This window comes from Reyranella aquatilis (genome assembly GCF_020880995.1).
GTDB lineage: Bacteria > Pseudomonadota > Alphaproteobacteria > Reyranellales > Reyranellaceae > Reyranella > Reyranella aquatilis.
Genome location: NZ_JAJISD010000003.1, coordinates 270661 through 293482 on the forward strand (window position 1 = coordinate 270661; position 22822 = coordinate 293482).

The 22822-nt window shown below is 67.1% G+C and carries 28 protein-coding genes; 10 read left to right on the forward strand and 18 right to left on the reverse strand.

The window, feature by feature from the left end; translation table 11 throughout:
• Positions 1 to 13: 13 nt before the first annotated feature.
• A complete protein-coding gene (gene def / locus LJ725_RS09455) occupies positions 14 to 586 on the forward strand; it encodes a peptide deformylase (RefSeq protein ID WP_230550405.1) in 573 nt (190 codons plus the stop codon).
• A gap of 142 nt (positions 587 to 728) precedes the next feature.
• Here def and LJ725_RS09460 read toward each other — a convergent pair whose 3' ends face one another.
• The 12 genes from LJ725_RS09460 to LJ725_RS09515 all read right to left on the reverse strand — a co-directional run bounded on the left by LJ725_RS09460 (position 729) and on the right by LJ725_RS09515 (position 11813).
• The gene (locus LJ725_RS09460) at positions 729 to 1547 is read right to left on the reverse strand and encodes a phosphodiesterase (protein WP_230550406.1); all 819 of its coding nucleotides are present in this window, start codon (positions 1545 to 1547) and stop codon (positions 729 to 731) included.
• A 10-nt stretch (positions 1548 to 1557) separates the two neighbouring features.
• Positions 1558 to 2604 (reverse strand): ABC transporter ATP-binding protein, encoded by a 1047-nt coding sequence (locus tag LJ725_RS09465; RefSeq protein WP_230550407.1) that lies wholly within the window; start codon positions 2602 to 2604, stop codon positions 1558 to 1560.
• Positions 2601 to 3407: an ABC transporter permease gene (locus tag LJ725_RS09470; protein ID WP_230550408.1), complete on the reverse strand. Its 807-nt coding sequence runs from the start codon at positions 3405 to 3407 to the stop codon at positions 2601 to 2603. The genes LJ725_RS09465 and LJ725_RS09470 overlap by 4 nt, the downstream gene beginning before the upstream one ends.
• 1 nt (position 3408) lies before the next feature.
• Complete coding sequence (locus LJ725_RS09475; RefSeq protein WP_230550409.1) at positions 3409 to 4227, reverse strand: ABC transporter permease; 819 nt, start codon at positions 4225 to 4227, stop codon at positions 3409 to 3411.
• Between the two features lie 216 nt (positions 4228 to 4443).
• Entirely contained in the window at positions 4444 to 5454 is a 1011-nt protein-coding gene (locus LJ725_RS09480; protein ID WP_230550410.1) for an extracellular solute-binding protein, read from the reverse strand.
• 4 nt (positions 5455 to 5458) lie between these two features.
• On the reverse strand, positions 5459 to 6265 hold the full coding sequence (locus LJ725_RS09485; RefSeq protein ID WP_230550411.1) for a DeoR/GlpR family DNA-binding transcription regulator: 807 nt from the start codon (positions 6263 to 6265) through the stop codon (positions 5459 to 5461).
• 173 nt (positions 6266 to 6438) lie between these two features.
• Positions 6439 to 7803, reverse strand: a complete 1365-nt coding sequence (locus LJ725_RS09490) for an NAD(P)H-dependent oxidoreductase (protein ID WP_230550412.1) — start codon at positions 7801 to 7803, stop codon at positions 6439 to 6441.
• 23 nt (positions 7804 to 7826) lie between these two features.
• Positions 7827 to 8627 carry a phytanoyl-CoA dioxygenase family protein gene (locus LJ725_RS09495; protein ID WP_230550413.1) on the reverse strand — a complete coding sequence of 267 codons (801 nt, stop codon included), beginning with the start codon at positions 8625 to 8627 and terminating at the stop codon, positions 7827 to 7829.
• Between the two features lie 49 nt (positions 8628 to 8676).
• The gene (locus tag LJ725_RS09500) at positions 8677 to 9348 is read right to left on the reverse strand and encodes a GntR family transcriptional regulator (protein WP_230550414.1); all 672 of its coding nucleotides are present in this window, start codon (positions 9346 to 9348) and stop codon (positions 8677 to 8679) included.
• Between the two features lie 39 nt (positions 9349 to 9387).
• Positions 9388 to 10410 (reverse strand): glycerophosphodiester phosphodiesterase, encoded by a 1023-nt coding sequence (locus tag LJ725_RS09505; RefSeq protein WP_230550584.1) that lies wholly within the window; start codon positions 10408 to 10410, stop codon positions 9388 to 9390.
• Positions 10298 to 11245, reverse strand: coding sequence for a M48 family metallopeptidase (locus tag LJ725_RS09510; RefSeq protein ID WP_230550415.1), 948 nt, complete (start codon positions 11243 to 11245; stop codon positions 10298 to 10300). Before LJ725_RS09510 ends, LJ725_RS09505 begins: the two co-directional genes overlap by 113 nt.
• A gap of 13 nt (positions 11246 to 11258) precedes the next feature.
• On the reverse strand, positions 11259 to 11813 hold the full coding sequence (locus LJ725_RS09515; RefSeq protein WP_230550416.1) for a LemA family protein: 555 nt from the start codon (positions 11811 to 11813) through the stop codon (positions 11259 to 11261).
• Positions 11814 to 11877: 64 nt separating this feature from the next.
• Here LJ725_RS09515 and LJ725_RS09520 point away from each other — a divergent pair, with 64 nt between their 5' ends.
• Positions 11878 to 12345 (forward strand): nuclear transport factor 2 family protein, encoded by a 468-nt coding sequence (locus LJ725_RS09520; RefSeq protein ID WP_230550417.1) that lies wholly within the window; start codon positions 11878 to 11880, stop codon positions 12343 to 12345.
• 9 nt (positions 12346 to 12354) lie between these two features.
• A complete protein-coding gene (locus LJ725_RS09525; RefSeq protein ID WP_230550418.1) occupies positions 12355 to 13596 on the forward strand; it encodes a hypothetical protein in 1242 nt (413 codons plus the stop codon).
• A 108-nt stretch (positions 13597 to 13704) separates the two neighbouring features.
• On the opposite strand, the gene dapD is transcribed toward LJ725_RS09525, so the two are convergent.
• Positions 13705 to 14544, reverse strand: a complete 840-nt coding sequence (gene dapD, locus LJ725_RS09530; protein WP_230550419.1) for a 2,3,4,5-tetrahydropyridine-2,6-dicarboxylate N-succinyltransferase — start codon at positions 14542 to 14544, stop codon at positions 13705 to 13707.
• 76 nt (positions 14545 to 14620) lie between these two features.
• On the opposite strand from dapD, the gene LJ725_RS09535 reads away from it, so the two are divergent.
• From LJ725_RS09535 to LJ725_RS09550, 4 genes are all read left to right on the forward strand, one after another.
• Positions 14621 to 14776, forward strand: a complete 156-nt coding sequence (locus tag LJ725_RS09535) for an NUDIX domain-containing protein (protein WP_230550420.1) — start codon at positions 14621 to 14623, stop codon at positions 14774 to 14776.
• Complete coding sequence (gene nudB / locus LJ725_RS09540; protein WP_230550421.1) at positions 14777 to 15058, forward strand: dihydroneopterin triphosphate diphosphatase; 282 nt, start codon at positions 14777 to 14779, stop codon at positions 15056 to 15058.
• A gap of 145 nt (positions 15059 to 15203) precedes the next feature.
• Positions 15204 to 16595, forward strand: coding sequence for an MFS transporter (locus LJ725_RS09545; protein WP_230550422.1), 1392 nt, complete (start codon positions 15204 to 15206; stop codon positions 16593 to 16595).
• Between the two features lie 25 nt (positions 16596 to 16620).
• The gene (locus LJ725_RS09550; protein ID WP_230550423.1) at positions 16621 to 16938 is read left to right on the forward strand and encodes a YdhR family protein; all 318 of its coding nucleotides are present in this window, start codon (positions 16621 to 16623) and stop codon (positions 16936 to 16938) included.
• Positions 16939 to 16999: 61 nt separating this feature from the next.
• Here the strand turns inward: LJ725_RS09550 and LJ725_RS09555 are convergent, their stop codons facing one another.
• Both LJ725_RS09555 and LJ725_RS29375 read right to left on the reverse strand, forming a co-directional pair.
• The gene (locus LJ725_RS09555) at positions 17000 to 17479 is read right to left on the reverse strand and encodes a VOC family protein (protein ID WP_230550424.1); all 480 of its coding nucleotides are present in this window, start codon (positions 17477 to 17479) and stop codon (positions 17000 to 17002) included.
• Positions 17480 to 17489: 10 nt separating this feature from the next.
• Positions 17490 to 18200: a DUF1428 domain-containing protein gene (locus LJ725_RS29375; protein ID WP_230550425.1), complete on the reverse strand. Its 711-nt coding sequence runs from the start codon at positions 18198 to 18200 to the stop codon at positions 17490 to 17492.
• Positions 18201 to 18257: 57 nt separating this feature from the next.
• Here LJ725_RS29375 and LJ725_RS09565 point away from each other — a divergent pair, with 57 nt between their 5' ends.
• The gene (locus LJ725_RS09565) at positions 18258 to 18704 is read left to right on the forward strand and encodes a MarR family winged helix-turn-helix transcriptional regulator (RefSeq protein ID WP_230550426.1); all 447 of its coding nucleotides are present in this window, start codon (positions 18258 to 18260) and stop codon (positions 18702 to 18704) included.
• A 4-nt stretch (positions 18705 to 18708) separates the two neighbouring features.
• Here LJ725_RS09565 and LJ725_RS09570 read toward each other — a convergent pair whose 3' ends face one another.
• On the reverse strand, positions 18709 to 19635 hold the full coding sequence (locus tag LJ725_RS09570) for an AEC family transporter (protein ID WP_230550427.1): 927 nt from the start codon (positions 19633 to 19635) through the stop codon (positions 18709 to 18711).
• A gap of 81 nt (positions 19636 to 19716) precedes the next feature.
• On the opposite strand from LJ725_RS09570, the gene LJ725_RS09575 reads away from it, so the two are divergent.
• Positions 19717 to 20655: a LysR family transcriptional regulator gene (locus tag LJ725_RS09575; protein WP_230550428.1), complete on the forward strand. Its 939-nt coding sequence runs from the start codon at positions 19717 to 19719 to the stop codon at positions 20653 to 20655.
• Here LJ725_RS09575 and nth read toward each other — a convergent pair.
• On the reverse strand, positions 20630 to 21268 hold the full coding sequence (gene nth / locus LJ725_RS09580) for an endonuclease III (protein WP_230550429.1): 639 nt from the start codon (positions 21266 to 21268) through the stop codon (positions 20630 to 20632). The genes LJ725_RS09575 and nth overlap by 26 nt on opposite strands.
• A gap of 22 nt (positions 21269 to 21290) precedes the next feature.
• Here nth and LJ725_RS09585 point away from each other — a divergent pair, with 22 nt between their 5' ends.
• Positions 21291 to 21779, forward strand: a complete 489-nt coding sequence (locus tag LJ725_RS09585; RefSeq protein ID WP_230550430.1) for a DUF2244 domain-containing protein — start codon at positions 21291 to 21293, stop codon at positions 21777 to 21779.
• 209 nt (positions 21780 to 21988) lie between these two features.
• Here LJ725_RS09585 and dapB read toward each other — a convergent pair whose 3' ends face one another.
• On the reverse strand, positions 21989 to 22786 hold the full coding sequence (gene dapB, locus LJ725_RS09590; RefSeq protein WP_230550431.1) for a 4-hydroxy-tetrahydrodipicolinate reductase: 798 nt from the start codon (positions 22784 to 22786) through the stop codon (positions 21989 to 21991).
• Positions 22787 to 22822: the final 36 nt, after the last annotated feature.

Below are 22822 nucleotides of genomic sequence, written 5' to 3' on the forward strand. Positions count from 1 at the left end.
ATAGTTAGGCCCGATGGCTCTCCTGCCCATCCTCACGGCGCCCGATCCCCGCCTCAAGAAGAAGTCCCTGCCCGTCGAGACCGTCGACGACGGCGTGCGCCAGCTCATGGATGACATGCTGGAGACGATGTACGACGCGCCCGGCATCGGCCTGGCCGCGCCGCAGGTCGGCGTTCTGAAGCGCGTCATCGTGCTCGACATCGATCGCGAGGACACCAAGACCGGCCCGCTGTTCATGGCCAATCCCGAGATCGTCGAGGCTTCTGACGAAGACGCTTCCTACGAGGAAGGCTGCCTCTCGGTGCCCGACCACTATTCCGACGTTGTCCGGCCGGCGACAGTGAAGGTCAGGTATCTCGATCGGGACGGTCTGGTGCAGGAGCTGGCCTGCGACGGCCTGCTGGCCACCTGCGTGCAGCACGAGATCGACCATCTCGATGGTGTGCTGTTCATCGACCACATCTCGGCGCTCAAGCGGAACATGATCCTGCGCAAGCTCCTGAAGGCCCGCAAGGAACAGGAGCGCGAGGAGGCCGAACGCGGCCCGGTCAAGGCGAAAGCCAAGGATCCCGAGCACGCGATCTGAGCCGCCTGACGCGAGCGTCGAGCACGGCCCCTTTGTCATCCCGAGCATAGCAAGGGACCTTTGATCGGGCGCCGTTACGCTAAATGTCCCTCGCTACGCTCGGGATGAAAACGGTATTGGAGCAACGCTCCGCGCCATCAATTCAATCGATCAGCTTTCCGTCGGCGTCGAAGAACGGGAACGGCCCCTCGTAGTCGCCGATGACGGCGGTGTGGGTCACGAGCTGGCCGTCGTTCCACCAGTGCAGCATGAATCCCGGCGGCTCCATGCAGAAGCGGCTCGGCGCATCGGGATGGATGTCGAGCGCGACCTGATGCGCGGGGCTGGGGCAGGTCATCGCCGGCCGGCCGCCGACCTGGGCGTGGATCGTGCGATGGAGATGGCCGCACAGGATCAGCTCGATCTGGGCGTGTTTGGCCACGATGTCGGCAAAGGCCTCGCGGCCCAGCAGGCCGATCTTGTCCATATGGCCGATGCCGGTGACGAAGGGCGGATGGTGCATCATCACCAGGGTCGGCGCTTCGGGCTTGTCGGCCAGCGTCCGGTCGAGCCAGTCGAGCCGCTCGCGGCAGAGCTCGCCGCCGCCCTGGCCGGGGATCAGCGTGTCGAGGCCAACCAGACGCAGCGGATAGTCGTCGATCGCGAACTGCAGGAATTTCCCGCCGGCCGGCAGGTAGCCGCCGCCGCGGAACGCGTCGCGCATCGCCTCGCGCTCGTCGTGATTGCCGGGTATGGCGATGATGCGCTGCCGGATCGGCGCCAGGATCGACTTCAGGTGATCGTATTCCTCGGGCCGGCCGAGATCGACCAGGTCGCCGGTCAGCAGCACGATATCGGGCTGCGGGCTGAGCGCCACGAGCTCCTGAACACAGCGGCGCAGCATGGCGGCCGTGTCGACCTTCCGGTAGGCGAGCTTGCCGGGCAGCTTGATGTGGGTGTCGGTGATCTGGGCAATCAGCATGGCAGGCTCCTCACAGGACCAGCAGGCCGCGCGGATCGATGGCCAGGCCCACCGCCTCGCCATGCTGGAAATCGCGCCGTGCCGTGCTCTCGATGACCAGCGGCCGCTCCTCGCCGACATCGACGAACAGCCGCGTGCGGTCGCCGAGGAAGAAGGCCGAGGCGACCGTTCCCTGTAGGCTCGCGGCCTCGCCGCTCCCGGCGACGCGGATGTCCTCGGGCCGGAACAGGATCTCGGTCGCGGTGGCGGGTGCTTCCGGCCAGGCGACGGCCCCGGCCTTGCAGCGGAAGACGCCGTCGCGGGCCGTGCCGGTCAGCCGGTTCATCGTGCCGATGAAGTCGGCGACGAAGCGCGTCGCGGGGCGCTGATAGATCTCGCGCGGCTTGCCGATCTGGGCGACCCGCCCGTGTTCCATGACGACGATGCGGTCGCCTAGCGCCATGGCCTCGGCCTGGTCGTGCGTGACGTAGATCGCGGTGATGCCGAGCGAACGCAGCAGCGAATCGATGTCGAGCCGCAGCGTGTCGCGCAGCTTGGCGTCCAGCGCGGTCAGCGGCTCGTCGAGCAGCAGGGCGCGCGGCCGGACCGCGATGGCGCGGGCGAGCGCCACGCGCTGGCGCTGGCCGCCCGAGAGCTGGTCGATGCGGCGGTCGGCCAGCCGCGTGATCTGCATCATCGCCAGCATCTCCGAGACGCGGGCCTTCACCTGCGCGTCGGGTACCTTGCGGATGCGCAGCCCGTAGCCGACGTTGCCGGCCACGGTCATGTTCGGGAACAGCGCGTAGGACTGGAACACCATGCCGACATTGCGCTGCTCGATCGGCAGGTGCGTGACGTCGACGCCGTCGAACAGCACCTTGCCGCCGGCATCGGGCTCTTCCAGCCCGGCGATGATGCGCAGCGTCGTGGTCTTGCCGCAGCCCGAGGGCCCGAGGAACACCACGGTCTCGCCGGCATGGATGGCGAGATCGAGCGGCTCCAGTGCGCGGGTGCCGTCGGCGAAGGTCTTGGCGCAGTTCGCGAGCGCGATCGAGACGGGTTTGCCGGTTCCGGTCATTCTGTTTCCTCCGCCACGAACTTCGCGGGCCGCGGCTTGGCGAAAGCCTGCATGGCCAGCAGCAAGGGCACGATCATGATGAAGAAGACGAGCGTGTAGGCGCTGCCGATCTCGAGTCGCAGCGACGCATAGGCGTCGGCCAGGCCCACAGGCAGTGTCTTGGTGAACGGCGTGTGCAGCAGCCATGTCATGTTGAACTCGCCCATCGACAGCGTCACCACCATCAACGAACCGGCGAGGATGCCCTGCCGGCAGTTGGGCAGCACGATGTCGCGAAAGCGTTCCCAGAAGCCGGCGCCCAGCGAGGCGGCGCCTTCCTCGAGCGTCTTGAGGTCGATCGCCATCAGCACGGCGAGCACGCTGCGCACCATGAAGGGCAGCGTGAAGAGCACGTGGCCCACCAGGATGAAGGCCCACGAGGTGCGGAAGCCCGACAGGCTGCCATAGGTCACGATCAGGGCCAGCGCGGTGGCGAGGCCCGGGACCGCGACCGGCATCACCAGCAGTTCCTCGATGGCGCGGGTCAGCGCGTTCTGGCGCTTGGCCAGCACATAGGCGGCGGGAATGCCGAGGACGAGCGTGGCGGCGAGGCAGGCCAATGCCAGCCCGATCGACAGGAAGATCGTGTCGCGATAGCCGTTCCACACCTCCATGACCCAACGCAGCGTGAGGCCGCTCTCGATGCCCACGAAGTAGTTCACGGTGAGGCCGGCCATGATCGAGAGGATCATCGGCACGATCAGGAAGGCGCAGACGAACAGCGTGAAGCCGAGCTGCAGGAAGAAGAGGCCGCGGCGCTTCATGTTAGCCTGCCGCCGCGACGCTGGAGCCGGCGGCGGTGCGCGCCAGGGCGAGCACGATCCAGGTGACGGCGCCCAGCACGAAGCTCAGCGCCGCCGCCATGGCGATGTTCGCCGACAGGGTGAACTCGGTGTAGATCACCATCGGCAGCACGTTGATCTTGGCCGCGAGCGTGAAGGCCGTGCCGAACGCGCCGACCGCCGTGGCGAAGCAGATCGCGCCCGCGGAGATGAAGGCGGGCTTCAGCCCGGGAATGATGACGTCGAGCACGACGCGCCAGGGCGAGGCGCCTAGCGAGCGGGCCGCTTCCTCGAGCTTGGGGTCGAGCTTTTCGGCCGCCGCCATCACGGTGAGGATGGTGCGCGGGATCGAGAAATAGACATAGCCCATGAACAGGCCGGAGAGCGTGTAGGCGAAGACCAGCTTCTCGCCGGTCAGCGCCTGCGTGACCTGGCCGATCAGCCCCTGCCGGCCGGCCAGCATGATCACCATGAAGCCGATCACCACGCCGGGAAAAGCCAGCGGAAAGGTCAGCATCGCCACCAGCATGCCGTTGCCGGGGAACCTGTTGCGCTGCAGGAACACGCCGGAGATGCCGCTGATGATGAGGGTCGCGGCCGTCGTCGCCGCTGCCACGGCGAGCGTGGAGAGGAGGCTGTTGAAATAGTTGGAGTCGGTCAGGATCGCGGCATAGGCCGCCCACCCCGTCTTGCCGCTGCCGCCGATGAAGAAAAGCCGCGCCATCGGCAGCAGGAAGAAGCCTGCGAAGAAGATGCCGGCCGGCAGCAGCAGGAAGATCAGTCGGCGGAGTTCGTTCCGCATTCTTTGTGGTTCCTCTTGGCACATCCCTCATCCTGAGGAGGCGCCCCTCGAATACCTCGGGGTAAACTCAGCGCCGTCTCGAAGGATGGGCAACAGGCGAGGTGCTCGTGCCCACCCTTCGAGACGCGCTCCTTCGGAGCGCTCCTCAGGGTGAGGTCGTAGGCGAGAGCAGCGGGGCGACGATCTTGCCGCCGCCCCGCCGTTCCGTGTTGGACGTCAGTTCACTTCCTTGCGGTAGCGCTCCACGATCTGCGGCTGCGCCTTGGCGAGGCTCTTGAGGTCCACCGGCTTGGCGCGGGCATATTCCGCGTCGGGCAGGAACTTCGCCTTGGCTTCGGCCGACAGCCGGTCGGCGAAGACGGGACGCAGATAGGCGTTGCCCCACATCGCCTGGCTCTCGTCGGACAGGACGAAGTCCAGCACCTTCTTGCCGTTGTCGGGATTGGGTCCCTTGTTCACCAGGCCCATCACGTAGGGGAACACCAGCGTGCCCTCCTTCGGGATGACGAACTGCACCGGCGCCTTGTCGGTGTACTGGCCGCGATAGGCGTTGAAGTCGTAGTCGAGCAGGATCGGGATTTCGCCCGAGATCACGCGGGCATACGAAGTCTGCTTCGGCACGATCGGCTGGTTCTTGGCCAGCTCCTTGAAGAACTTGATGGCTGGATCGAGATTGTCGTAGGTGCCGCCCAGCGCGAGGTTGATCGCCATCACGCCGAGCTGGCCGACGGCGGCCGAGGTCGGGTCGAGATAGCCGACGAGGCCCTTGTATTCCGGCTTCAGCAGGTCGGCCCAGCTCTGCGGCACCGGCTTGTTGCCGAGCGCGGCCTTGTTCACGAACAGGCCGAGCGTGCCGGAGTGGATGGTGAACCAGTTGCCGTCCGGATCCTTGAGGTCGGCCGGGATCTTCTCCCAGTTCTTGGGCTTGTAGGGCGTCAGCACGCCGGCATCCTTGGCTGGATCGGCCGCGATGCCGCCGAGATAGGTGACGTCGGCCACGGGATTGGCCTTCTCGGCGATCAGCGCGGCGATGGCCTGGCCGGAGTTCTTGTTGTCCGGCGGGACCTGGATGCCGAGCTTGGCCTGGATGGCCTTGAGCTGCGAGCCCCAGTCGGCCCATTCCGGCGGGCAGTTGTAGCAGATGGCCCGCTGCTGGGCGGCGGCGCCCGTGACGTTGCCCAGGGCGGCGATGCCCAGGGCGGCCGCAATGGCCAGTTTCTTCAGCATGAGATCAACCCCTCCTTGTTTGACTTGTCGATGCGCCGGGCGCGTCGTCGTCCGGCCAGTACATGAGCCGGACTCCGGCCTCGCGCAGGCTGTCGGCGATGGCGGCGGGCGCCGGGCGGTCGGTGAACACCACACTCGCCTCGGTGATGTTGCCGCCTCGCACCGTGCCGCCGCGGCCGAACTTGGAATGATCGAGGACCAGGAAACGCTGGCGGCAATGCTGCGTCAGGGTGGTGCGCATCGTCACCTCGTCGGTGCCGAAGTCGAGCAGGGTGCCGTCCTCCGCGACGCCGCCCACGCCATAGATGCCGATGTCCGCGGCGAAGCGGCCGAAGAAGCCGTGCGCCTCGCCCGCCACCACGTCGCGATCGAGGTTGCGCAGGCGGCCGCCGGCGACGGTGATCTCGCAGGACGCGCTGCGGCTCAGCGCCATCGCGACGTTCAGGTTGTTGGTCATGACCCTCAGGCCGGAATGGTCGGCGAGCGCCAGCGCGCATTGCTCGGGCGTGGTGCCGATGCCGAAGAACAGCGAGGCGCCATCGGGCACCTCGCGCGCCACGAGCTGGGCGATGCGGCGCTTGGCGTCGATGTTCAGCACCTGGCGGGCGGGATAGGCGAGGTTCTCGCCCTCGGGCGGCAGCTCGACGCCGCCATGGCGCCGGCGCAGCAGGCCGCGGTCGCACAGCAGGTTCACGTCGCGCCGGATCGTCTGCGGCGTGACGCCGAACTGGAGAGCCAGCGCCTCGATCGCCTGGAAGCCGTCCCCCCGGACGCGTTCGACGATGGCGCGGGCGCGATCTTCCGCCTGCATTCCCGGTTCCTGAGCCCGTTTCCTGTCCCATTCGGTCTGCATGGTTCAAGTGAACATGCAGATCGTTGTTTTCGTTCAGATGACTTTCACATGAACATTATGTGTCGTCAAACGAACAACGGCCGAGCATGGCTCGGCCGTTGGGCTGATCAGAGAGCGATTTGGTTGGCGCCTTACTGTGCCGCGATCTTCGACGCAGCCGGGGCGAAGTCGCGTTCCATCTCGCGGCGGAGCTTCACGGCGGTCAGGGACTCGTCCATCACCACGTCGGCGTAGGTCAGCGACTGGCCGGCCTTGATCGGCTTCACCAGCTTGACGTTGTGGGCGAGGCCGAGCGGCAGGCTGCCGAGGCCGGTCGACTTCTCCGACGGGAACAGCTTGCCGTAGACCGTGTAGCCGCCCTCGCCGTCCAGCATCTCGCCGGGCTTGAGGTCGCGCTTGGCGGTGGCGATGACGTCGGCGTGGAAGCCGATCGGCGTGCCGGTCGGTTCCTTGCGCAGGCCGATCGAGGCGACCGACATGCCGACCTCGAGGCCGATCAGGTGCCAGCGCTTGTACATGACCGAGTACCGGCCGCTCGGGTCGGTTTGCAGCATGTACTCCTCGAAGCAGTTCTTCTGGTACTCGGTGGCCGCCTCGAACACGACCCACACGCCCTTGCGGATCTCGTAGGGGATGGCGCGCCCGTCCTTCTCCAGCGACGAGGCGACTTCGACCTGGCCCTTGTGATGCAGCTGGCCGCCCTCGGAGATCGGCCGCATGACGAAGGGCAGGTCCTCCACGGAACAGGGCGGGAAGGCGAGGCCGTCCGGCGCCGGCGTGAGGCCGGTGGCGTTGGCGACCGCGGTGCTCTCGATGGCCGGCTTGGAGCCGTCGAGGAAGGAGTTGAACATCTTGGGGTTCAGGCCGCCGCGCTTGGCCTGCTCCTCGTTGAGGCCCCAGTATTTCCACACGGTCTCGGGCGTCGACTGCGCGAAGTGCGGCAGCCACTTGTGGCCGCGCCCGGCCGCCGTGACCTCGAAGCCCGAGGTGCGCGCCCAGTCGACCAGCTCGCAGATCAGCGCCGGCTGATCGCCATAGGCCAGCGAATAGATCACGCCGGCGGCGGCGGCGCGCTTTGCGAGCAGCGGGCCGCAGAAGGCGTCGGCCTCCACCGTCACCATCACCACGTGCTTGCCGTGCCTGAAGGCTTCGAGCGCATGTTCGACGGCGGCGATCGGGTCGCCGGTCGATTCGACGATGATGTCGATCTCGGGATGGCTGACCAGCGCGCGCCAGTCGTCGGTGAGATGGGTGCTGCCGTGCTTACGCGCGTCCGCGAAGGAGCTGGCCTGCGTCACGTCGGGCTTCCAGCCCAGCCGCGCCAGGTTCTCGCGCGCGCGGTCGGGCGACAGGTCGGCAATGCCCAGCAGGTGGATGCCCGGCGTCGTCGGGATCTGCGACAGGTACATCGAGCCGAACTTGCCGGCGCCGATGACGCCGATGCGCAGCGGATTGGCTTCGGCCGCGCGGGCCAGAAGCATGCGGTGGAGACTCATGATTTCCTCCCGGGTTTCTTGTCTTATTCCGCCGCGACCTTGCGGTTGACGGCGCGGATCACCGCATCGTCCTCCCAGGCGTCGACCGGCGTGAAATCGCGATGGGCGATGTAGTCCGGCCGCTTGAACTGGCGGATCGCGTTGCTCACCGCGTTGTAGGTCACGTAGATGATCTGGCGGTCCCACGGCGACATATTGGGCGGGCTGCCATGGACCAGCGTGCCATGGAAGAAGATCGCCGAGCCTGGGCCGCCCTTGGGCGCGACGATGCCGCCCTGGCCGACCAGCTTGGCGATCGTGTCGTTGTCGATCGTCCACAGCGGATAGGAGGTGGTGGTGAGGTCGTGCTTGGCCTCGATGGCGCCCTTCTTGTGGCTCTTCGGGATGAACCAGAGCGGGCCGTTGAACTCGTTCACCTCGTCGATGAACACCGCGAGGTTCATGGCGCGCGCCTCGGGCATGTCGTCGTCGGCCTTCCAAGTGCCGTAGTCCTGGTGCCACTGCCAGACATCGCCGTCGAAGGCGGCCTTCCCGTTGATCTTGAACTGATGGATGTAGGTCTTGTCCTTCAGGAGCTGTTCGGCGGGTTCCACGAAGCGCGGATGATGGACCAGCGCCTCGAACACCGGATGATAGGTGTGGACCGCGAAGGCGGTGCGCACCACGTCGCCGCTCTTCTCGCGCACGTTCTCGGGCCGGCGCTGCGCGAACACCTCGGGCACCGAGCTCTTCAGGATCTGCGTCTCTTCCGGCGAGAAGTATTCCGGGAAGAAGAGATAGCCCTCTTCGTCGAATTGCTTCAGCTGCTCAGAGGTGAGCTTCATGGCGGTTCCTCCTTTGCCTTGTCGTCTTGCTTCGTGGAAAGCGCCGTCTTCAGGCGGCGCGGGAAATCACGACCTTCAATCGTCCCGTCAGGATGTCGGCCATCTGCTCGGCATGGCCGCGGCAGAGCGCCTCGGCCTCGGCGGCCTGGCCCGCCTCTAGCGCGCGCAGGATGCCTTCGTGCTCGTCCCAGACGCTGATGCGCAGATCCTCTTCGCTCAGCGCCGCAGCCATCACCCGGCGCAGATGCTGCCAGTGCGGCTGGGCGGTTTCCCCGATCAGCGGATTACCCGAGGCCTCGTAGACGAAGAGGTGGAAGTCGATGTCGGCCTCGATGACCGAGGGCACGTAGCCGCTCGCCACCGCGCGACGGCCGACATCGAGCAGGGCGCGGCCGCGCTGCACGAGATGCGGTGTGTAGTTGGAGGCGGCGAGGCGGGCGGCGGCGCCGTCCAAGGCGGCACGGACGACATAGAGATTGCGCGCCTGCTGGACGTCGAGCGGGGCGACGCAGACACCCTTGCGGCCGGCGTCGATCAGGAAGCCCTCGCGGCGCAGCAGCATCATCGCTTGCAGGACCGGCTGGCGCGACACCCCGAACTTCTGGGCAATCTCTTCCTGTGTGATTCGGGCCCCCGCTTTCAGTTCCCCGGAGCAGATCGCCTCGAGGACGGAATCGTGGATGCGCTCTGAAAGATCGGGCTCGGGAAGAATGGGACGCATTCTCTGTATACAGAACACAGTCGGACGGGAGTCAACCGCCTAGCGAGATTTCAGCCCTTTGGATGCAAGAACTCTCAGGCCGCGATCCGGATAGTCGGTGATCAGCCCGTCCACGCCGAGGTCGATCAGCCGCTCCATTTCGGCCGGCGCATTGACCGTCCAGGGGACGACCTTCAGGCCGAGCGCCTGCGCCTCCCTGACGTTTTCGGCCGTGACGTTGCGCCAGAAGGGCGACCACACGGCGCAGCCGGCCGCCTTTGCCAGCCGCGGCACGGAGCCGCCATGGGCCGCCAGGTCGAGCCTGCCCAGCCAGGGCGAAGGACGGCCGCCGGCGCGCTGGACCGTGTCGAAGTTGGCGCTTTCGATCGACAGGCAGGCGGTGGCGATTTCGGGCGCCAGCTTCTTTGCCTCGATCAGGCCGCGCCAGTCGAAGGACTGAAGCGTCGTTCGAGCCTCGGCCTTGCCCTTCCGGATGTCTTCGACCGCCAGCCGGGCGAAGGCGGCCGGGTCGAGCGTCAGATCGGGCTTGGCCGGATCGGTCTTGATCTCGACGTTGAAGCGGACCCCGGACGCGGCCTGCGCGAAGAATTCGGCCAGGGTGGGGAAGCGCTGGCCGTCGGCCGGCTTCTGTTCGGGGTACTGCTGGCCGTACTTGCTGGCCGGGTTCACGCGGCCGATGTCGTAACGCCTGAGTTCGTCGAGCGTCAGCGTGCGAATCGGGGGGCCGGCCGTGGCGAGCCATTGCCCGTCCGGGCCCCGCGTCAGGTCGGGATTGAGTACCGGATCGTGGCTGATGACGACGACGCCGTCGCGCGTCACCGCGAGGTCGGTCTCGAGCGTGGTGACGCCGAGATCCTGCGCCAGCTTGAAGGCTGCCAGCGTGTTCTCGGGCGCCAGCCCGCGCGCGCCGCGATGGCCCTGCAGGTCGAAGGCCGCCGCGAGGCCGGTGCTAGCCGCCCAGATTGCGCAGGCGAGCGATGCGATCCGCGATATCGGGATGCGTGGCGAGGAGCGCCGGAGTCTTCGCGGTGAACTGGTTGATCGGGTTGACGATGAAGAGATGCTGCGTGGCACGACTCACTCCTGGAAAGGGTGCGGCCTTCTCCGCGAGCTTGCCCAGCGCGGAGATGAGGCCGTTCGGATTGCGCGTGAACTGCACGGAGGTCGCATCGGCGAGATACTCGCGCTGGCGCGATACCGCCATCTGGACAGCCTTGGCGGCAATCGGCGCCAGGATCGCGACGACGAGGAGGATGACGATCAGGATGCCGCCGCCCGAGCTGCCCTTGCGGTCGCTGCTGCGGGTCGAGCCCCAGTTCATCGTGCGCAGAGCCATGTCGCACACCAGCGCGATCAGGCCGACGGTGACGCCGACCACCACCATGTAGCGCGTGTCGAGGTTGCGCAGATGCGCCATCTCGTGTGCCACCACGCCCTGCAATTCGTCGCGGTTCAGCGAATTCAGCAGCCCGCGCGTGACGGCGATGGTGCCGCTGCCGACCTTGTTGCCGGTGGCGAAGGCATTCAGCGCGTCGGTCTCCAGCACCATGACCCTCGGCATCGGCACGCCGGCCGCGATCGAGATCTCCTCGACCACGTTGTAGAGCTGTGGTGCGTCCTGCTTCTCGATCTCCTTCGCGCCGGCCATGCCGAGCACCATCCGGTCGCCGACGGCGAGCGAGATCGCACTCCAGCCGATGCTGGCGATGGCCATCAGGCCCGCGCCCGCGACGCCGACCGGACTGACCGCAGGCAGGGCACCCGACGACTCGCCCTCCAGTAGCGCGCCGATCAGGTAACCGACCAGAGCCGCCAGAGCCGTCAGCGCGACCAGCAGCAGCATCGTGTTGCGGCGGTTCTCCGCCTGCGCGGCAACGAAGTCGGTGGTGGCGCTCATGCGCCGCTACCCGTCAGCGCAGCGCGACCTTCGGCACTTCGCGCTCGCCCTCGGGCATGTTGAACAGGTCCATCGGACCGAAGCCCAGCGACGCCGCGGCCAGCACCGCGGGGAAGCTCTGGCGGCGGGTGTTATAGGTGTTCACCGAGTCGTTGTAGAACTGGCGCGCGAAGGCGATCTTGTTCTCGGTCGCCGTAAGTTCCTCCTGGAGCTGCATGACGTTGTCGTTGGCCTTGAGCTGCGGGTAGTTCTCCATCAAAGCCAGCAGACCGTGCGTCGCCTGACTCAGCGCCGCCTCCGCCGGGCCCGATTGCGCCGGGTTCCCGGCCGCCGCCACCGCGTTGTTGCGCGCCTGGATCACCTTGGTGAGCGTCTCCTGCTCGTAGGCCATGGCGTCCTTCACGACCTGGACCAGGTTGGGAATGAGATCGTGCCGCCGCTTCAGCTGCACGTCGATCTGGCTCCACGCCGTCTGCGCCTGGTTGCGGCCGCCGACGAGGCCGTTGTAGACGGCGATCAGCCACAGGCCGATGGCGACGACGATGCCGAGGAAGATCCATGAGCTCATGCCAGTTCTCCTTTGCCGCGGCGCCCAGTCTAGTCATGATTGTGGCGGCACGGGAGGAATAAGCATGGAAACGTCAGCGCTTCTCAAGGCCTTCTGCTCGGCGGTGGAGCGCCGCGACGGCAAGGGGTTCGCTAGCCTGTTCACCGAAGACGCGGTCTATCACGACGTGTTCTACGGCGACTTCAAGGGCCGCGAGAAGATCGCCGAGATGATCGACGACTGGTTCCACCGCACCGCGCACGAGTTCCGCTGGGACATGCACCGGCCGGTCAGCGACGGAAAAATGCTCTACGCCTACTACACTTTCAGCTACCTCTCGAAGCTGCCCGGCGCCGAGGGCAAGCGCGTCGGCTTCGAGGGCTGCTCGATGATGCAGCTCCGCGACGGGCTGATCCTCGACTACCGCGAGGTGGCCAATGTCGGGCCGGCCTTCGTCGAGCTGGGCTTCGCGCCCGAACGCACCTCGAAGATCCTCGCCAAGGAAGGCGCGCATCTCAGGGCCCAACCTGAGTGGAAGCGGCACCTTGCCTGAGGGAAATCCATGAAGCGACGCGTCTGGCTGGCTCTGGGAGTGGCGCTCGCGGCGGCGGTTGCCGTCGGCGCGGTTCTGTATCCCAGGCTCAACGAGCTGCCCTACGCGACGCCGATCGTCGAGAAGCCGGCGGATGGCGGCCCGGATTCCTTCCCGGGCCTGCTCGATTTGGTTGCGGCGGCCGCACCCGGCGCCCCGGTGCGCGTGCTGTGGACCCACGGCATGTGCACCCACCCGCCGAGCTGGGTCGACGAGCGGGCAAAGAAGCTGGCCGCTGCCGTGGGCGGCAGTCACCAGTCGGGGGCGGTGCGCCAGATCGGCCGGCACGGCGCGTCGCTGCGCACGGAACGGATCTCGGTCGGCGCGAACGCGCTCGAGATCGTGTTCCTGAGCTGGTCGCCGGTGACGGCGCCTCTCAAAAGGGCACTCGAGTACGATCGGTCCGTCAGCTTCGGCGGCGACTTTCCTTATCGGCGCGCCACCCTGAACCGCGAACTGAAGAGCGGTCTGGTCAACGATTGCCTGGTCGATGTCGTGACTTACGCGGGGCCCAACGGCAATCCAATCCGCTCCGCCATGGTCGAAGCCGTGTGCGAGGCGCTGGGTGGCCGGATTGCGGATGGCGAGTGCGATCTCGCAGGCGGCCGGCCACCCGGCAGTCTTGCGCTGGTGGTCGAGAGCCTGGGCACCAAGATGATCTTCGATGCCATTCTGAACATCGGTGAGGCAGTCGAGGGCCGGCGCGACGATGCGGCCACCGACCGGTTGGCGAACGCCATGGCCGCGACGAGGATGATCTATCTCCTGTCCAACCAGGTACCCCTGCTCGATTCGGCCGATCCGCCGGACGGTTCCACGAAGGTGCTTGCCCCCTCGCCGTCTCTCGTCGGGGCGAGCGTCGCGCGCTCCTTTGCGCTGCTGGCAAGGATGCGGGAGCGGCTCGCAACCGGACAGCCGCCGCTGACGGCGGTCGCTTTCTCCGATCCCAACGATCTCCTAAGCTACCGCCTGGTGCCGGCTTTTCTCGGCGACCACGCCCGCCACTTCCGCATCTTCAACGTCGTGGTCTCGAACGCTGCCACCCACATCGGCCTCTTCGAGCGGCCCGATACCGCTCATTGTGGCTATGCTTGGAATCCGCACGTGCTCGCGATGGTGGCCGAAGGCCACAGGGCAGGCCAGCCGCCGCGCCGGCCACAGGGCTCGCTGGCCATCTCGTGCCATCGAGAACTCGGGCTGGGCGGTGGCTAGGCTCTATTCCGATACAGATGGATCAAGCACCCCACTTCATCGTGGAGTGCGATGTCGGCACGTTGGTCGGGAGATTCTAGCTTTCTCCGAACCACCGCGGAGCCTGTCTCAGTCGCGCAGCAGCTCGTTGATCGAGGTCTTGGAGCGGGTGCGCTCGTCGACGGTCTTCACGATCACGGCGCAGTAGGTCGAGGGACGGTCCGGGCCGCCGCCGATGTTGCCGGGCACCACCACCGAGTAGGGCGGCACCTTGCCGACGTGGATCTGGCCGGTGGCGCGGTCGACCACCTTGGTGGTGGCGCTGATGAACACGCCCATCGAGAGCACCGCGCCGGTGCCGACGATCACGCCCTCGACGACCTCGGAGCGGGCGCCGATGAAGCAGTTGTCCTCGATGATCACCGGGTTGGCCTGCAGCGGCTCGAGCACGCCGCCGATGCCCACGCCGCCCGAGAGGTGGCAGTTCTTGCCGATCTGGGCGCACGAGCCAACCGTGGCCCAGGTGTCGACCATGGTGCCGGTGTCGACATAGGCGCCGAGGTTGACGAACGACGGCATCAGCACGACCGACGGTGCGATGTAGGAGCCGCGGCGCACGATCGAGCCGGGCACCGAGCGATAGTTCGCCTTGGCGAAGCGGGCGGCGTCCCAGCCGGTCGTCTTGAGCGGCACCTTGTCGAACCAGGGCGCGGCGCCCAGGCCGGGGAACGTGGCGCCGCCGTCCATCGGGACCGAATCGTAGAGGCGGAAGGAGAGCAGCACGGCCTTCTTCAGCCACTGGTTCACGACCCATTCGTCGCCGAACTTCTCGGCGGTGCGGTAGGTGCCGTCGTCGAGGCCGGCGATCGCCGTCTCGACCGCGTCGCGGACCTCGCCCTTGGTGGCGCTGTTGATGCCGTCACGCGCTTCCCATGCCGCGTCGATCGCGGTCTGCAGCTGCTTGCTCATCGAAAAATCCCTCGAAAATGCCGCCGGACCATAGCGGCGGGAGGCCCGGAGTCAATGTTCCGGGCTATGCTGGCCCATGGCCTTCAAGATCCCCGAATCGGTGCTGGTGGTGATCCATACGCCCCGGCTGGACGTGCTCGTGCTGGAGCGCGTCGGGACGGGCCTGTGGCAGTCCGTGACCGGCTCGCGCGAGCCGGACGACCCCGATCTCGAGGCGACCGCCCGCCGCTAGTTGCGGGAGGAGACCGGCCTGGCGGTCGGAACGCTCACCGATTGGCGGCAGACCAACCGCTACGAGATTTGGCCCCAGTGGCGGGGACGCTACGCACCGGATGTCACCCACAATGTCGAGCATGTCTTCGGCTTCCAGGTCCCGGAGCAGACCGTGGCGACCCTCGACCCGGCGGAACATGTCTCTCAGCTCTGGCTGCCCTGGCAGGACGCAATGAAGAAGGTCTTCTCGCCGACCAACCGCGACGCAATCTGGCAGCTCCAGCGGCGGGTCAAAGCGTAAGGGTCCCTCGCTGCGCTCGGGGTGACAATCTTGTCGAGATGGACGCCGTGCGCCGATGCAAAAACGGTGTCATCCAGAGCGTAGCGAGGGACCCTTGCCCAGGGGGCTTATGAAGAGTGGCTGCTCTCGGGCATAGTGGCCCGGCATGACAGACCCCCACCCGGTGGCGCCGCCCGTCCGTGAAGCCTCGAAGCTCGGCCAGTTCAGCTGGGCGCTGTTCGACTGGGCCAACCAGCCCTTCTTCACCATCGTCACCACTTTCATCTTCGCACCCTACTTCGCCAACGTGCTGGTCGGCGATCCGGTGCAGGGACAGGCGGCCTGGGGCTTCACGCAATCGGCCTCCGGCGTGCTCATCGCGTTGATGAGCCCGTTCCTGGGCGCCATGGCCGATGCCGGCGGGCGCCGCAAGCCCTTCATCCTGGCTTTCCAGCTCCTGCTGGTCGCGGGATGCGCCGGCCTGTGGTTCGCCTATCCCAACCGGCCCGATCTCATCCTGCCGATCAGCTGGGCGGTGATCCTCGCCACGGTCGGGGCGGAGATGTCGATCGTGTTCAACAACGCGCAGCTCCCGAACATCGTGCGCCCCGAGCGCATGGGCCGCCTGAGCGGCTTCGGCTGGGGACTGGGCTATTGCGGCGGTCTCGTCTCGCTGCTGCTCGTTCTTGCTGTGTCGATGCCCTCGATGCTTGGCCTCGGCGCGGGAGACCGGCCGCTGTTCGGCCTCGACGTGTCCAGCCGCGAGCTGGAGCGGCTCGTGGGACCGGCGTCTGCGCTGTGGATCGCGATCTTCGTGCTGCCGATGTTCCTGTTCACGCCCGATTCCGCGGGCGCGCGGCGCCAGCCCCTGCTGGTGGCGGCGCGCGAGGGCGGCCGCTCGCTGCTTTCGACCGTGAGGCAGCTTCCCCGCTTCGGCAACGTGCTGCGCTATCTCATCGCCTTCATGCTCTACAATGACGGGCTCGCGGCGATCATCGCGTTCGGCGGTGTCTATGCCGCCGCGACCTTCGGCTGGAGCACCGTGACGCTCGGCATCTTCGGCATCATCCTGACCGTCTTCGCGATCCCCGGCTCCTTCCTCGGCGGCCGGCTCGACGACTGGATCGGCAGCAAGCGTACCATCCAGTTCGCCATCGCCGGCGTGATCGTCGCGACCCTCGGCATCGTCGGTGTCACCGCCACGCATGTCTTCTTCGTCGTCCCGGCCGACCCGATCAGCCCGACGCGCGGCCTGTTCGGCTCGCTGCAGGAGAAGGTGCTGATGGGCTTCGCGCTCATCCTCGGCTTCTGCATGGGGCCGATGCAGGCGGCCAGCCGCACCATGGTCGGCCGCATCGCGCCCCCGGGCATGACCGGCGAATTCTACGGACTGTTTGCCCTGTCGGGACGCGCCACCGCCTGGATGGCGCCGCTCGCCATCGGCGTCGTCACGGCGGCGACCCAGTCCACACGCATCGGCATGGCCTGCGTGCTTTTCTTCCTGGTGGTAGGGTTCATCCTGCTCTGGAAGGTGCGCGAGGAACGCGCGACCGTCTGATCAAGGACGTTCGAGGGAGGACCGCATGATCACCGCCATCGTGAATTTCAAGCTGCCGGCCGACATCGATGCGAAGAAGGCCGCCGAACTGTTCAAGGGTTCGGCGCCCAAGTACCGCGGCATGAAGGGCCTGGTCCGCAAATACTATCTGTTCGATGCGGAGAAGCGGATCGGCGGCGGCGTCTATCTCTGGAAGAGCCGAGCCGACGCCGAGGCCGTCTACACGCCGCAATGGCAGGCCTATATCGCCGAGCGCTACGGCGCCCCGCCCGAGATCCGCTATTTCGAGACCGCCGTCGTGGTCGACAACGACAGCGACACGATCACGGCCGACGCGGCATAGGCTGGAGGCGCGCCGCTGCGAGCGGAGTAACCTCCGCTCTGTAGCGGCGCGCCGCCTGCGATCACCCTCGACGTGCCGCTTCGATCCGGGCGACGTCGATCTTCTTCATGTCCATCATCGCCTCGAAGGCGCGCTTCGCCTCGTCGCCGCCGGCCGCCATTGCGTCGGTCAGTGCGCGCGGCGTGATCTGCCACGACAGGCCCCATCTGTCCTTGCACCAGCCGCAGGCGCTCTCCTGCCCGCCGTTGCCGACGATGGCGTTCCAGTAGCGGTCGGTCTCGGCCTGGTCGTCCGTCGCGATCTGGAACGAGAAGGCCTCGGTCTGCTTGAACGCCGGGCCGCCGTTGAGGCCGAGGCACGGGATGCCCAAGACGGTGAACTGGACCGTCAGCACGTCGCCCTTCTTGCCGGACGGATAATCGCTCGGCGCCCTGTGGACGGCCGTGACCCGGCTGTCGGGAAAGGTCGCCTCGTAGAAGCGGGCGGCTTCCTCGGCGTCCTTGTCGAACCAGAGGCAGATCGTGTTCTTGGCGGTTGCCATGGGCCTGCCCTCAGATGTCGAGGATGGGCGAGAAGCCGCCGTAGATCATCCGCTTGCCGTCGAACGGCATCTGGTGATCCTTCATGCGCTGGTCTTCCATCATCTTCTTCCAGCCGTCGTCGCGCACCTGCTTGGAGGGCCATTCGACCCATGAATAGACGATCTTCTCGTCCGGCGTGGCCTTCACCGCGCCCTTGTAGTCGGTGACCTTGCCGTCGGGCACGCTGTCGCCCCAGGTCTCGACGACGCGCAACGCGCCGTAGTCCCTGAAAACCGTGGCGGCCTTCTTCGCCATGTCGAGATAGGCCTGCTTGTTGCCGGCGGGCACGGGTGCGACGAAACCGTCGACATAGCCGGTCGTGCCCGTCTTGCCGGCCTCGTCGAGGATCGGCGTGAAGCCGGCGACGATCATGCGCTGGCCGTCGAAGGGCATGTCCATGTCGTGCATGCGCGGGTCGTTCATCACCTTGTGGTGGGCCGCCTCGGCGACTTCCTTGCTGGGATACTCGATCCACGAGAAGACGACGACCTCGTCGGGTTTCGCCTTAACGGCGCCCTTGAAGTCGGTCAGCTTGCCGTCCGGCACGTCGTCGCCCCAGGCCTCGACCTGTCGGGTGGCGCCGAATTCCCGGGCGATGGGCGAGAAGGCGGCAGCGGCTTTCCGGTAGGCTTCCTTCTTGTCGGCGGGCACCGGCAATACGAATCCCTGCACGTAGGTCATCAGTTCCTCCTGATGGTTGATCCAAAGCTGAAAGGTTGATATCAACGTAATTACATCATGTCAAAGAAGCTGAACGCCTCCTTCCAGACGACGTTGCACGTCTACGATCACTGCCTGTGCTTCGCCGCGCAGCGCGCGGCGCGTGCCTTGGCACGCCGCTTCGACGAAGCCTTGTCACCGATTGGTCTCACCAGCGGCCAGTTCTCGCTGCTCACCTCGCTGAACAGGCCCGATCCGCCGTCGATGAGTTCGATCGCGGCGCTGCTGGTGATGGACCGCACGACGCTCACCGCCAACCTGAAGCCGCTGGAACAGCGTGGCTGGGTCGAGATCGCCGTCGATCCCGCCGACCGGCGCGTGCGGCGGCTCATCCTGACGGCAGCAGGTCGCCGGGTGCTGCAGGCGGCACTTCCGATCTGGCAGCAGGTACACGGCGATATCGACATGGCGATGACGGTATCGGACGGCCGCAGCCTGCGCCGCGGTCTTCGGGCGCTCGCCTGAAGGGTCAGGCGGCGAGAGCGCCGATTCCCGCCGCCGCGATCGGCAGGGCGACCAGCGCGAACAGGGTCTGCAGGGCCGTGATGCCCGCCATCAACGGCGCGTCTCCCCCGAGCTGGCGGGCCATGATGTAGGCCGAGGAAGCGGTCGGCAGGGCCTGGAAGAGAAGCGCCGTGACCAGGGCCGGCCCGGTCAGGCCCATGAGCGAGGCGACCAGCATCGTCATCACCGGCAGGGCCAGGAACTTGATTGCCGAGGAGGTCGCGACCGGCGCCATCCATCCACGCACCGACCCGAACTCGAGGGCCGCTCCGACGCAGAGCAGGCCGAGCGGCAGCGACGCCGCCCCCAGCGCCCGCAGCGCCGGCTCGATCCCGGCCGGCAGGCCGAGGCCGAGGAACTGGAAGCCGATGCCCGCGAAGGACCCGAGCACCAGCGGATTCGTCACCAGTTGCCGGGCGATGCCGCGGCCGCTCAGCCGCGCCGAGCCGTGGCGGGCGAACACCAGCACGCAGAGAATGTTGACGGTGGGCACGATCGCGGCGCTGCACAGGGCCGCCAGCGCGATCCCCTGGCTGCCGAACAGACCGGCGGCGAGAGTGACGCCGACATAGTTGTTGAAGCGGATGCCGCCCTGGAAGATCGAGGTGAAGGTGGGTCCATCGACCCTCAGCATCGGTCGCAGCGCGACGAGCAGAGCGGCCACGGCCAGGATCGACAGAATGAGCGTCGTGACGAGCGCGCGCGCCGGCAGGGCGTCGAGCCTGGCCGTGGCGAGACTGTGAAAGAAAAGGCACGGCACCAGCACGTAGTAGCTGAGCCGTTCCGCCTGTGACCAGAAGCCCTCGGCGAGGAAGCGGAGGTGCCGCAGGCCCATGCCGAGCAGGATCAGCAGAACGATCGGGACAAGGGCGAGGATCACTTCGGCGCTCATGACCCTCTCTGTACGCTACGGCGCATCCTGAGCAGAAATTCTGAATACTCAAACTATCGATGAGTAATTATCATCGAAGTCATGTCGCTTCGCGCCCTCCGCACGCTCCAGGCCATCGCCCGCCATGGCTCCTTCGCCGGCGCCGGCAAGGCGGTCGGTCTGACACAGTCCGCCGTGAGCCTGCAGGTGAAGGCGCTGGAGGAGGAGTTCGGTGCGGCGCTGTTCGACCGCTCGCGGCGCCTGCCGGTGCTGACCGAGGCGGGCCGCATCGTCGTCGCGCGGTCCGCCGAGGTGCTGGCGCTGTACGACGACATCGCGGCGGCGCTGGGCGACGAGCGCTCGCTGGCGGGGCGCCTGCGCGTCGGCGCCGTGCAGACGGCGCTGGCGGGCGTCCTGCCCGATGCGCTGGTGGCGTTGAACCGCGCCCATCCGCGGGTGCGGGTCTCCGTGTCGGTCGGCCTGTCGGCGGAGATGGCCGAGAAGGTCGCGGCCGGCGAACTCGACGCGGCGCTGACCACCGAGCCGGTGCGGCCCTATCCGGCCGGACTGGTCTGGACGCCGCTCTACCGGGACCGCTTCTGGCTGTTCGCGCCGCCCGGCCAGGCACGGCGCAGCGCCCGCGACCTGCTGGCCGAGCTGCCGTTCATCCGCTTCGACAGCAAGGCCTGGGCCGGCCGCGTGATCGACCGTGAGCTGCGGCGCATGCGGGTCGAGGTCCACGAGGAGATGGTGCTCGACAGCCAGGACATCATCCTGCGCATGGTCGAGAAGGGTCTGGGCGTCGCCGTGCTGGCGGTGTCGGACGAGATCTTCGCCGGCCTGAAGCTCACGTGCCTGCCGTTCGGCGAACCACAGCTCATCCGCAACATCGTGCTGCTGGAGCGCCAGGACCGCCGCGGCGGACGTCTCGCCGTGGCGCTGGCGGAGGCCGTGAAGTCCGCCAAGGCGACCGCCTCGCCGCCCGTCCGGAAGCAGCCGAAGGCAGCTCCCAGGCCTAGGCCTCGACGGTCTTCCCCTTGAAGGTGCAGAGATCGTTCACGACGCAGGCCGGACACAGGGGCGTCCGCGCCTTGCAGGTGTAGCGACCGTGCAGGATCAGCCAGTGATGGGCGTGCAGCTTGTACTCCGCCGGCACGCGCTTCAGCAGCTTCAGCTCGACCTGCAGCGGGTTCTTGCCCGGCGCCAGGCCGGTGCGGTTGCCGACGCGGAAGATGTGGGTGTCGACGGCGATGGTCGCCTCGCCATAGGCCACGTTCATCACCACGTTGGCGGTCTTGCGGCCGACGCCCGGCAGCGCCTCCAGCTCCTCATGCGTGCGCGGCACCTCGCCGCCGTGCCGGTCCAGCAGGAGATGGCTGAGCGCGATCACGTTCTTGGCCTTGTTGCGGAACAGGCCGATGGTCTTGATGTGGTCGACCAGCTTGGCCTCGCCCAGCGCCACCATCTGGGCCGGTGTCTTCACGAACTTGAACAGCGGTCCGGTGGCGCGGTTGACCCCGACATCGGTGGCCTGCGCGGAGAGGACGACGGCCACCAGGAGCTGGTAGACATTGTCGTATTCCAGCTCCGTCTCGGGCTCCGGCATTGCCTTCTTGAGGCGTGCAAAGAACTCGGGGATGACGGCTGTCTTCATCAGGGCCATATAGCTTCATAGCATGACCGACTCGCCTCTTCCGGCGGTTCATTTCGCCACCTCGCTGAAGCCGCATCGCAGCCTGTCCGCGGAGGGCTTCCGCTTCGTGATGATGGGCGCGGTGGCGGCCAACGTCGTGATCGCCCTGCCGCTGTTCGTGATGGGCGCCTGGCCGGTCTTCGGCTTCATGGGCCTCGACATCTTCCTGCTGTGGTGGCTGTTCCAGCGCAGCTACTTCGACGCACGGCGCACCGAGACGCTGACCCTCACCGACCGCGATCTCGTCGTGGTCCGCATCGCCCCCGACGGCGAGCGCGAGGAACTGAGGCTCGATTCCTACTGGCTGAAGGTCGAGGCGACCGAGGAGCGCCTGGTCTTGACCTCGCGCGGCAACCGCGTCGTGATCGGCCGCTTCCTCGGCCCCGAGGAGCGCCTGCGCGTCACCGAGCAGCTGAAGGCCGCGATCGCCGCGATGCGAAGCCCCCGCTACGACCACGCCTGGGACGAGTAGGGTCACCGATGTTCTTTGTCCGCTTCCCCGCTTGCGGGGGAGAGGAAGGGACCCGTTGCGAAGCAACGGGTAGGTGAAGTGGTCGCTGATACAAAGTGATCGTTCAATGGGCGAGGGAGCGCATGACCCACCTCACCCTCCCCGCTACGCGGGTCCCCTCCCTCTCCCCCGCTGCGCGGGCGGAGAGGGCAACGAGCCGAGCCGAGTCCCTAAAGCCCCAGCACGTCCTTCATGCCGTAGAGGCCCGGCTTCTTTCCCTCGAGCCACTTGGCCGCCGTCACCGCGCCGGCCGCGTATGTCTCGCGGCTGAAGGAGCGGTGGTTGAGTTCGAGCCGTTCGCCGGCTGCCGCGAAGTAGACCGTGTGCACGCCCACCTCCTCACCGCCGCGCAGGGTGGCGAAGCCGATCTCGCCGGTCGGCCGCGCGCCGGTATGGCCGTCGCGGCTCTTGCGCCACACGTCCTCGAGTTGGACCTTGCGGCCGGCCGCCGCTGCGCGGCCGAGCGCCAGCGCGGTGCCCGAGGGCGCGTCGATCTTGTGGCGATGGTGCATCTCCAGCACCTCGATGTCGTAGCTGGGGTCGAGCATCGACGCGGTCTTCTCCACCAGCGCCAGCAGGATGTTGACCCCCAGCGCCATGTTGGCCGCCCACATGACCGGCACCTTCGTCGCCGCGTCGTGGATCAGCTTGGTCTGGACGGGATCGAGGCCGGTGGTACCGATCACCATGGCGACACCGTTCTCGCTGGCGACCTTGGCATGCGCCACAGTGGCTTCCGGCACGGTGAAGTCGATCACGCACTGGGCGGCTCTGATGGCGGCTGCGCTGTCGTCGCCGATCAGCACGCCGTTCGGCTCGATTCCGGCCACCTCGCCCGCATCCTTGCCCAGCGCTTTGCTGCCCGGCCTCTCGCTGGCGGCGGCCAGGGTCACGCCCTCCGTCCGTGCGATCTGGCGCACCAGCATCTGGCCCATGCGCCCGGAGGCGCCGACGACGGTGATCTTCATTTGTATTGTCCCTGTCTTATCTGTCGTACGACGATA

What these genes read in the sequence shown, in the direction of transcription:
- LJ725_RS09490 (WP_230550412.1), bottom strand. Translation starts at nt 7,803, where the DNA reads ATGAGTCTCCACCGCATGCTTCTGGCCCGCGCGGCCGAAGCCAATCCG.
- LJ725_RS09470 (WP_230550408.1), bottom strand. Translation starts at nt 3,407, where the DNA reads ATGAAGCGCCGCGGCCTCTTCTTCCTGCAGCTCGGCTTCACGCTGTTC.
- def (WP_230550405.1), top strand. Translation starts at nt 14, where the DNA reads ATGGCTCTCCTGCCCATCCTCACGGCGCCCGATCCCCGCCTCAAGAAG.
- LJ725_RS09565 (WP_230550426.1), top strand. Translation starts at nt 18,258, where the DNA reads ATGTCAAAGAAGCTGAACGCCTCCTTCCAGACGACGTTGCACGTCTAC.
- nth (WP_230550429.1), bottom strand. Translation starts at nt 21,268, where the DNA reads ATGAAGACAGCCGTCATCCCCGAGTTCTTTGCACGCCTCAAGAAGGCA.
- LJ725_RS09485 (WP_230550411.1), bottom strand. Translation starts at nt 6,265, where the DNA reads ATGCAGGCGGAAGATCGCGCCCGCGCCATCGTCGAACGCGTCCGGGGG.
- LJ725_RS09525 (WP_230550418.1), top strand. Translation starts at nt 12,355, where the DNA reads ATGAAGCGACGCGTCTGGCTGGCTCTGGGAGTGGCGCTCGCGGCGGCG.
- LJ725_RS29375 (WP_230550425.1), bottom strand. Translation starts at nt 18,200, where the DNA reads ATGACCTACGTGCAGGGATTCGTATTGCCGGTGCCCGCCGACAAGAAG.
- LJ725_RS09570 (WP_230550427.1), bottom strand. Translation starts at nt 19,635, where the DNA reads ATGAGCGCCGAAGTGATCCTCGCCCTTGTCCCGATCGTTCTGCTGATC.
- LJ725_RS09545 (WP_230550422.1), top strand. Translation starts at nt 15,204, where the DNA reads ATGACAGACCCCCACCCGGTGGCGCCGCCCGTCCGTGAAGCCTCGAAG.
- LJ725_RS09555 (WP_230550424.1), bottom strand. Translation starts at nt 17,479, where the DNA reads ATGGCAACCGCCAAGAACACGATCTGCCTCTGGTTCGACAAGGACGCC.
- LJ725_RS09535 (WP_230550420.1), top strand. Translation starts at nt 14,621, where the DNA reads ATGGCCTTCAAGATCCCCGAATCGGTGCTGGTGGTGATCCATACGCCC.
- dapD (WP_230550419.1), bottom strand. Translation starts at nt 14,544, where the DNA reads ATGAGCAAGCAGCTGCAGACCGCGATCGACGCGGCATGGGAAGCGCGT.
- dapB (WP_230550431.1), bottom strand. Translation starts at nt 22,786, where the DNA reads ATGAAGATCACCGTCGTCGGCGCCTCCGGGCGCATGGGCCAGATGCTG.
- LJ725_RS09465 (WP_230550407.1), bottom strand. Translation starts at nt 2,604, where the DNA reads ATGACCGGAACCGGCAAACCCGTCTCGATCGCGCTCGCGAACTGCGCC.
- LJ725_RS09585 (WP_230550430.1), top strand. Translation starts at nt 21,291, where the DNA reads ATGACCGACTCGCCTCTTCCGGCGGTTCATTTCGCCACCTCGCTGAAG.
- LJ725_RS09500 (WP_230550414.1), bottom strand. Translation starts at nt 9,348, where the DNA reads ATGCGTCCCATTCTTCCCGAGCCCGATCTTTCAGAGCGCATCCACGAT.
- LJ725_RS09475 (WP_230550409.1), bottom strand. Translation starts at nt 4,227, where the DNA reads ATGCGGAACGAACTCCGCCGACTGATCTTCCTGCTGCTGCCGGCCGGC.
- LJ725_RS09520 (WP_230550417.1), top strand. Translation starts at nt 11,878, where the DNA reads ATGGAAACGTCAGCGCTTCTCAAGGCCTTCTGCTCGGCGGTGGAGCGC.
- LJ725_RS09550 (WP_230550423.1), top strand. Translation starts at nt 16,621, where the DNA reads ATGATCACCGCCATCGTGAATTTCAAGCTGCCGGCCGACATCGATGCG.
- LJ725_RS09575 (WP_230550428.1), top strand. Translation starts at nt 19,717, where the DNA reads ATGTCGCTTCGCGCCCTCCGCACGCTCCAGGCCATCGCCCGCCATGGC.
- LJ725_RS09480 (WP_230550410.1), bottom strand. Translation starts at nt 5,454, where the DNA reads ATGCTGAAGAAACTGGCCATTGCGGCCGCCCTGGGCATCGCCGCCCTG.
- LJ725_RS09460 (WP_230550406.1), bottom strand. Translation starts at nt 1,547, where the DNA reads ATGCTGATTGCCCAGATCACCGACACCCACATCAAGCTGCCCGGCAAG.
- LJ725_RS09495 (WP_230550413.1), bottom strand. Translation starts at nt 8,627, where the DNA reads ATGAAGCTCACCTCTGAGCAGCTGAAGCAATTCGACGAAGAGGGCTAT.
- LJ725_RS09510 (WP_230550415.1), bottom strand. Translation starts at nt 11,245, where the DNA reads ATGAGCGCCACCACCGACTTCGTTGCCGCGCAGGCGGAGAACCGCCGC.
- LJ725_RS09515 (WP_230550416.1), bottom strand. Translation starts at nt 11,813, where the DNA reads ATGAGCTCATGGATCTTCCTCGGCATCGTCGTCGCCATCGGCCTGTGG.